This is a genomic window from Armatimonas sp., from assembly GCF_031410135.1.
GTDB lineage: Bacteria > Armatimonadota > Armatimonadia > Armatimonadales > Armatimonadaceae > Armatimonas.
The window spans coordinates 1-7,132 of the sequence record NZ_JANNYP010000072.1 but is presented as its reverse complement, the minus strand read 5'-3'; the positions used below and the strand labels follow the sequence as shown (position 1 = coordinate 7,132).

The 7,132-nt window shown below is 59.3% G+C and carries 10 protein-coding genes; 1 reads left to right on the top strand and 9 read right to left on the bottom strand.

From position 1 onward, the window contains the following. From RMO15_RS02575 to RMO15_RS02550, 6 genes are all read right to left on the bottom strand, one after another. Nucleotides 1–299, bottom strand: a 299-nt coding sequence (locus tag RMO15_RS02575; protein ID WP_309707517.1) for an NAD-dependent epimerase/dehydratase family protein, incomplete at its 3' end; no start/stop codon positions are given. Further along, on the bottom strand, nucleotides 296–1,108 hold the full coding sequence (locus tag RMO15_RS02570) for an NAD(P)-dependent oxidoreductase (RefSeq protein ID WP_309707515.1): 813 nt from the start codon (nucleotides 1,106–1,108) through the stop codon (nucleotides 296–298). The genes RMO15_RS02570 and RMO15_RS02575, both read right to left, overlap by 4 nt. 10 nt (nucleotides 1,109–1,118) lie before the next feature. Continuing rightward, nucleotides 1,119–2,141, bottom strand: a complete 1,023-nt coding sequence (locus tag RMO15_RS02565; RefSeq protein ID WP_309707513.1) for a DUF1611 domain-containing protein — start codon at nucleotides 2,139–2,141, stop codon at nucleotides 1,119–1,121. Nucleotides 2,142–2,469: 328 nt separating this feature from the next. Further along, nucleotides 2,470–3,546 carry a dipeptide epimerase gene (locus RMO15_RS02560; protein WP_309707511.1) on the bottom strand — a complete coding sequence of 359 codons (1,077 nt, stop codon included), beginning with the start codon at nucleotides 3,544–3,546 and terminating at the stop codon, nucleotides 2,470–2,472. Beyond that, complete coding sequence (locus RMO15_RS02555) at nucleotides 3,547–4,392, bottom strand: phytanoyl-CoA dioxygenase family protein (RefSeq protein ID WP_309707509.1); 846 nt, start codon at nucleotides 4,390–4,392, stop codon at nucleotides 3,547–3,549. It lies immediately after the preceding gene. After that, nucleotides 4,383–5,141 carry a phosphotransferase gene (locus tag RMO15_RS02550; protein ID WP_309707507.1) on the bottom strand — a complete coding sequence of 253 codons (759 nt, stop codon included), beginning with the start codon at nucleotides 5,139–5,141 and terminating at the stop codon, nucleotides 4,383–4,385. Before RMO15_RS02550 ends, RMO15_RS02555 begins: the two co-directional genes overlap by 10 nt. A gap of 53 nt (nucleotides 5,142–5,194) precedes the next feature. On the opposite strand from RMO15_RS02550, the gene RMO15_RS02545 reads away from it, so the two are divergent. Further along, nucleotides 5,195–5,575 (top strand): hypothetical protein, encoded by a 381-nt coding sequence (locus tag RMO15_RS02545; RefSeq protein WP_309707506.1) that lies wholly within the window; start codon nucleotides 5,195–5,197, stop codon nucleotides 5,573–5,575. On the opposite strand, the gene RMO15_RS02540 is transcribed toward RMO15_RS02545, so the two are convergent. The 3 genes from RMO15_RS02540 to RMO15_RS02530 form a co-directional block, all read right to left on the bottom strand. Next, nucleotides 5,572–5,832, bottom strand: a complete 261-nt coding sequence (locus RMO15_RS02540) for a zf-HC2 domain-containing protein (protein WP_309707504.1) — start codon at nucleotides 5,830–5,832, stop codon at nucleotides 5,572–5,574. The genes RMO15_RS02545 and RMO15_RS02540 overlap by 4 nt on opposite strands. Nucleotides 5,833–5,846: 14 nt before the next feature. Next, complete coding sequence (locus RMO15_RS02535) at nucleotides 5,847–6,410, bottom strand: sigma-70 family RNA polymerase sigma factor (RefSeq protein ID WP_309707502.1); 564 nt, start codon at nucleotides 6,408–6,410, stop codon at nucleotides 5,847–5,849. Further along, nucleotides 6,403–7,132 (bottom strand): S-methyl-5'-thioadenosine phosphorylase (locus RMO15_RS02530; protein ID WP_309707500.1); only part of this gene is annotated, 730 nt, incomplete at its 5' end. The genes RMO15_RS02530 and RMO15_RS02535, both read right to left, overlap by 8 nt.

Sequence of the window (7,132 nt, the reverse complement as noted above, 5' to 3'; positions counted from 1 at the left end):
GTGATGCCGGCCTGGTGGGCCGCTCTAAGGGCGAGATAGAGGCCGGTGACGTTCACATCAAACTGCGCCGTCGGGTGGGCGTTGCCATCGTGGTTGCCCATAGCCATGTAGAGTAGTTTCTCGCAGCCCTGTGCGGCGGTTTTAAGTGCGTCAAAGTCGCGGACATCGCCCTCTACCCACTCCCCGATAGCAGGTGCCTTGAGGTCAAAGACGCGTAGCGCGTAGTGCTCGGCGAGGTAGGGGAGGATCAGGCTGCCGACATGGCCGGAGCCGCCGATGATCAGGAGACTCGGTTTCATACGGTGCGCCAGCTCACTTTCGGCTGCCAGCCAAGCAGCTCTTTGGCAATGCGGCAGTCAATTAGGCCACGATGCGGGTTTTTGGCAAGCCACTCCTCTTGAGAGACACGCCAGGGGACACTCGCGAGCCGACGGGCGATAATATCAGCCGTCGGGTGCACGGAGGTGGTGTCGTCGGCTGCGAGCAAGAACGCATGGAAGCCACTGAGATTCTCGTTGGTGAGGGCGAGGCGGGTTGCCTCTGCCACATCGGTGATGTCCACGTAGCTACAGAGATCCACCATGTGCCCGTCTTCGGTGCTCTCGTGCCACTTGGGGTAGTGCTCTGCACTGCTGACAAAGACCGGGCGTGGACAGAGAATGGTCATTCCATAGTGCTGGGCATAGTAGGCACACATCTCCTCATTGAGGTGCTTGGAGAGCTGGTAGATATTGAACGAGCCGTGCGGGTAGTCGTCGCCGCCGGGCAGGTGAACCACCTCGCGCCCCATGCCAAACGAGCCAAAGGCATTGACACTGGAGTAGGCTACGACGCGCTTCACGCCGTGCTGGACGCAGGCGAGCAGCACATTGGTCGTGCCTTGGACATTGACCGACATGACCTCGTAGTCCTTGCCCGGAACCGCCCAGGGAATCGCCCCGAGGTGCGCCACGGCGTCCATTCCCTCGACGGCTGCCGTCACTGCCTCGATGTCGCGCAGGTCGCCCTGCTCTTTGTCAAAAGGCCGAACCGTGTGTCCATGCGACTCCAGAAGCGCCTTGACCACTTTCCCAATGCGCCCCGCGCTACCCGTTACCAGTATCTTCATCGGGGCTATTCTACCCTGCAAGCACCGCGCTGAGAAGCTTTTCGCCGCCAAATCGCACGACATCGGTGGTCGGCAGGCCCGTCTCTTTCTCGGTCTGCTCGCACGCCACGCGAGCCTCTTCGTCGCTGAGGTGCCCGCAGTTGAGTGCAATCCCGACCACCCGCGCAGGCAAGATCGGGGCGCAGACCGCTTCGTAGAGCGCCGCAACTTCCTTCAGAGGCGGAAAGATAACCCACGGAGCACGGGCAATGCTCTCCTGACCTGCCCGGTGGCAGAGGATCAGGTGGGTGGGCATACTCCCCCGTATCAGGGGAAGCCAGGCGGTAGACGCCGGGTGCAGAACCGAGCCCTGGCCTTCGATCCAGATCAGAGTTTCGCCCCGCCCGGCGGGGGGGAGGGGAGAGTTCATTACCGCCCACTCTACCCCGCCCGAGGCGAAGTCCACGCGCACGGCGTCGAGGGCGATCCCGGCTCCAGAGATGCAGATGCCGATCTGGCCGGTGGCAACAAAGGCGCTCGGAATATTTTGCCGTTGCGCCGCTTTATGCAGCTCCAGGCTCGCGGTCATCTTGCCAATGGCCATGTCGGTGCCGACGGTGAGGATGCGCTTGGCAGCGAGCTCCCGCGCTCGTCCGAGACCGTTCTCTAGTCCCGGCGGCTCTTGGCGCACGTCCCAGATCCAGGCGTTTGGCGTAAGTGCGGCGCGGAAGTCAGCCGCCTCGGCCATACGCTCGTGCAGGCCATTGACCAGCGACATCCCGCCGCGCAAGCCTTGGAGCACTTCCTGCCGCCACTCCGCAGGCAACACCCCGCCTGCGGGGGCAATCGCGGGGATGAGTGTGTCGGCTCCGAGCGCGAGTGCCTCGGCGATACTGGCGACAATGGGAACCGGGACGCGCCTTGCAATGCCGGTGAGCGTGGCCAAATCCTGCCCCGCTGTCTCTCGGTCAATCACGCAGGCGATCTGAGTATCGGAGTAGCGCAACAGGCCAAAGCCCATCTTCCCGGCGCTTCCCACAACAGCTTCGTGCATCAGTAATGCAAGTTTCCGGTCAGGAGTTAATCTCATCGAATTGGTGCCGTTCCACACGGCGATACGTTCTTTGCTTCCATGTACTCAAATTTAAAGAACCCTATTTGTAGGATTTGGGTGTTTGACTCACCGTGTTGGCTAGAAACCTGCCAAACTCTGAACCAGGGGATAGGCATGCAGGTCATTGATGTTTTCCGCTCGATGTAGGTGAAGTAGCCATTCTGAACCTGCGATTCGGTAGTGGAAAGCCAAGGGCGCATGAAGATCAGCCCTATCGCAAGGCTGCTGAACAATAAGCCACTTAATAAGGCAACCAGCCGCTGCACTTTCATTTTTTCGAGATGACCCCGAGTCCTGGTTCTTCGGTCGGGAGCACCTTGCCGTCTTTCCAGTCGGCACCGATAAAGGGGTCGTTCTTGAGGTTCAGGTGGCTATCTAAGTCCAAGTGATCAAAGGCGGCTCCGATCTGGGCTCCGGCGGTGATGGCGAGCGATGACTCACCCATGCAGCCGAGCATGGTGTGCAGGCCGTGCGCCTTCGCCACCGCGACAATGCGTAGGGCCTCGCGCAGGCCGCCGCACTTCATGAGCTTGACGTTCACGCCATCAATCACGCCTGCCACTTTGGGGACATCCGAGGCGACACGGATTGTCTCGTCGAGAAAGATCGGGATCGGCGCGGGGCGGAGCGCGGCGAGGCCGTCCTCGTTGCCTTGCTCCAGCGGCTGCTCGACGTACTCCACGCCACGCGCCGCCAGCCAGGCAATCATCTTTTGGGCCTCGGCGACGCTCCAGCCGCCGTTGGCATCCACCCGGAAGATCGCCGGTCTTGCGTAGGATCTTGCCGCCTCTTGGATCGCGGCAAACATCGCCTGGTCAGCGTCTATGCCCTCGGGGCTTCCCAGCTTGATCTTGAGCACCCGTGCGCCGGTTCGTGCGTGCCAGTCGCGGGTCTGGCTCGCGGCCTCTTCCGGCGACTGAATGCCCACCGTCACCGAGGTCTCGACTGTGCGCGAGCGATCCAGGCCGTAGAGCTGCCAGACGGGCACGCCCAGCTTCTTGCCCAGCCAGTCGTGGCAGGCCATCTCGACCGCTGCCTTTATCGCGCCGCCGCCACCCACACCACCAAAGCCCACCGCTGCTGATTTTAGCTCGCTCAGAACGCCCTCTACGCGATCTAGCTCGCTGGGTGCGAGGGGAGCCAGAGCGTCGCGCAGGCTCTCCACATCTTCCTCGCCCGTGTGGGCCTTGTCGCCACTGACGCTATTGGGGCCAAGCTCGCCTAGCCCAACAATCCCATCGTGCTCGATCGTGACAAATAAATTGGTTGCGTTGCCGCTCACGCCCCGGCTGATGCGTAGGGGAATAAGCTTTTCCAGCGTGATGCGTTCTGTTGTAATCGTCATCTAGTTCCAGGGTTCCAATCCCAAAAGTTTCTTGCCCAGCTCAGTCAGCTCGGCAGTTTTTCCGTACTGTTGCTCCCACCCACGTGGGTCGCCCGGTGCCCAGTCCGCCTCAGGGCTCCGACGCTCCCGCCAGCGCATCACTCTATCCTCGCGCTCGGCCTGGTTGTCGTAGTGCTCCGGCGACATCGTGATGTACTGCGCTAGCCGTGGTTGATCCGAGAGATTGCGGCCATTGCCGTGCAGCAGCCGCGTGTTCCAGATCACCAGGTCGCCTGCCTCCGCAGTAATCGGAACGATCGTAATCTCACTCTTGTCTTTGGGTGTGCGCTTGCCCTCTTCTGGGGCTCCGGGAACTTGCTCACTGGTGGCGGCCCAGCGCTCGATGAGCTTGTGGTGGCCGGGGACGCAGCAAAAGCCGCCGCGCTCGACGGGCGTGTCCGAGAGATAGAGCACGCCCTGCACGCGAAACGGCGCGGTGTGGGCCGTCATCGGGTCAATGTCCCAGTGGATCATGCCCAAGTGGTCGTACTCGGGGTGCGCGGGATGCACGGGCGGGTTGAAGTTCACGCGATCAAAGCTCACCCAGAGCCTTTCCGTATCGTAGATTTTGGTGAAGGCCGCATGAACGCTCGGGTGCTGGCGCGTGTCCCAGAGCGCCGGGTGCTGATACAGCTCCAACATCCCGCCGCGCTTCAGAGGCTCCTGGTACCAGCCCTCCGGTTTGCTCGGGTTAAAGCCCAGAAAGTCGTACTCCGCCGCGATCACCACTTCGCAGAGGGACTTAGGCACAACACGCTTCACGACCACATAGCCGTGGGTATCGAAAAAATCTTGATCTAGTTCCATAGGGTATAGAATGCCTCAAAAAGCCTCAAGCTCTCCACGCCACCCTCCCAGCCGTAGCCACGGAGAAACGCGTCTTGGTAGCGGGGCGTTTTAGGATCGCCGTTGCTATTGCGTCGCAGGCTCCAGAGTGCCGTCGCCAGATCGTAGCGTGGATCGGCCCAGCCGCCTTCGCCCCAGTCCACAATTCCCGTGATTGTACCCGCCTCAATCATGAAATTGGGCAGGCAGGCGTCGCCGTGGCAGAACGCGAGCTGCGAGGGGACAGTGGGACTCTCGCGCTCAACCCAGTCGGCGACCTCGGTGTAGCGCTCCCCAGCAAACGGCGTGTAGCTCAGTTCGATGCTTTCCCAAAAGCGCTTCTCTGCCGTTGCCTGAATCCGAGACAGCGCGTCATCACGCCAGAGTGTTTCGGGTTTGGGGATCGGCGGCTCCCAGGCATGAATATTTCTAAGCGCCCTGCCAAAAGCCTCCGCCAGTGCCGTGCGCCGCTCGGGTGTCTGCTCAAATGCCTCCGCTAAGTTGATGCCAGGCAACTCGGAAAAGTACAGTGCGCCACTCGCGTCCTCGCCCAGAAACGCGGGCGCTAGAGGCTGATAGGCCGCCAAAGCGCTCACGATTTCACCTTCGCGGGAAGTCGCGCCGAGTTTTTGAATAACCTGCCGACCTCCCTGCGTCACCACACGGCTGACGGTAGATCTCTCTCCTTGAAAGGCAAGAAGACCGAGTGAGATGATAGGGGCGGAAAACATAAAGCCTGGTTCTGTGTCGCGTACTGCGTTTCCTGCCGTACAATAGGTGCTGTATGGACATTAAACCTGAAGACCTCCCAGTACGGGTCGAAAAACCCTGGGGCTATGAGATTTGGTACGCTTGGACGGACATCTATGTTGGCAAGATCATTCATGTCAATGCGGGCCAGAAGCTCAGCTTGCAGTACCACGACTTTAAAGATGAGACGAGCTACTTGCTCAAGGGGCGGATGAAACTCACCAAGGGCGCAACGTTGGACACGCTGACCATCACCGAGATTGGTGAGGGGCATCAGTGGCGCAACCGGCCTCTGGAGATCCACACCATCGAGGCCATTGAGGACTCCGATGTCCTAGAGGTTTCGACCCCACACCTCGACGACGTCGTGCGTCTCCAAGATGCCTATGGTCGTGAGGGGACAAACAATCCTTAGTTTGTTTTGTGGAGCAGGCCGAGGATGCGCTGGCGAAGCCCGTCTGGAGCCTGCACCTGCCCAATCTTTTCCCGAAGGGTGCGAAGCAGTGTTATCTCGAAGTTAAACTTCTCAAGGCAGCCCTGACAATCCTTCAGATGGTTCTGCACGAGTATCTCTTCTTCCTGTTGTAGCTCATTACTGAGAAAGTCATTGAGCCGCTGGACAGCTTGCTGGCACTGATTAAATTCTAGGGACTCGTTGGGAATCTTGTTCATAGTTCTATACAATCCTAGCGCGGGTTTTCTTCCGTAAAGGCCCAAAGAGCGCGCTGTACAAGTCGTCGCCCACGGGAGAGCCTAGAGCGTACCGTACCAATCGGTATCTCCAAAGTCTCACTAATTTCCTGATAAGAAAGCTCATTTAAGTCCGCAAGAATCACGGTGTCCCGGTACTCATCGGGCAAGTTACCGATCGCTTCCTGAATGGCTTCCACCTGGATTTTACCCATAACTGCCGACTCGGGAGTGTCTGCCTTGCTGGAAACATAAGTATCTTGTAAGCGATTGTAGAGGAAAAAGTCCTCCATCTCATCGTAGGAAGTCTTCTCTGGCTCTCGCTTTTTCCGTCGGTAGTTATTGATAAATAAATTTGTCAGTATGCGAAACAGCCAGGCCCGCGCATTAGTTCCCACTTGAAATTTATCAATAAATTGGTAGGCACGGACAAACGTATCTTGAACCAAATCATCGGCATCTTGTGCGTTGCGCGTCATTGAGATCGCCGCGCGGTAAAGCGAGTCCAGATGGGGGAGCATCTGTGTCTCGAAGAGTGTGTCCGAAGAAGATTTAGCCAAGTTGTGCACCTTTCATAGCCGTTCGTGCGGGGCTTCCAGCCACTTCGGGGAGCGTCTCGACGAGCTCTGCAAGCAGGCCACGGAGGTTCTCGATGTTGGCGGCAAAGACTTCGAGTACGGCTTCGTGAGTGACGGCCTCAGCGCTCTCGCTCACTAGGCCCGCATCATAGTCTGTCACCAGAGAGAGATTGAGATAGGGGAGCTCTAGCTCACGGGCGAGGTAAGCTTCGGGATACTGGGTCATGCCGATAATGTCCCAGCCCATGCTTGTGTACCAGCGCGACTCCGCCTTGGTGGAGAAGCGTGGCCCATTGACCACGACAATCGTCCCGTTTTCATGAACGGTCACGCCGCGACGCTGGCAGACCCCAAGCGCGTGGGCACGCAGAATCGGGCAGTAGGGATCTGCAGCTGAGACATGGGTGACGATAGGGCCGTCATAGAACGTATCGGCGCGGCCAGAAGTGCGGTCTATAAACTGATCGCATAGCACCACGTGCCCTGGTTCGATGTGCTTCTGGAGCGAGCCGACCGCACACGGCCCAATCACCGCCTCGACCCCCAGCGACTTCATCGCCCAGAGGTTGGCCCTGTAGTTGATCTTATGAGGAGGGATCGTGTGGCCGCATCCGTGGCGTGGCAAGAACGCGACTTCTTTGCCCCCCAGCACTCCAAGAACCACTTTGTCGGAAGGGGCACCATAAGGCGTCTCAATCCACCGC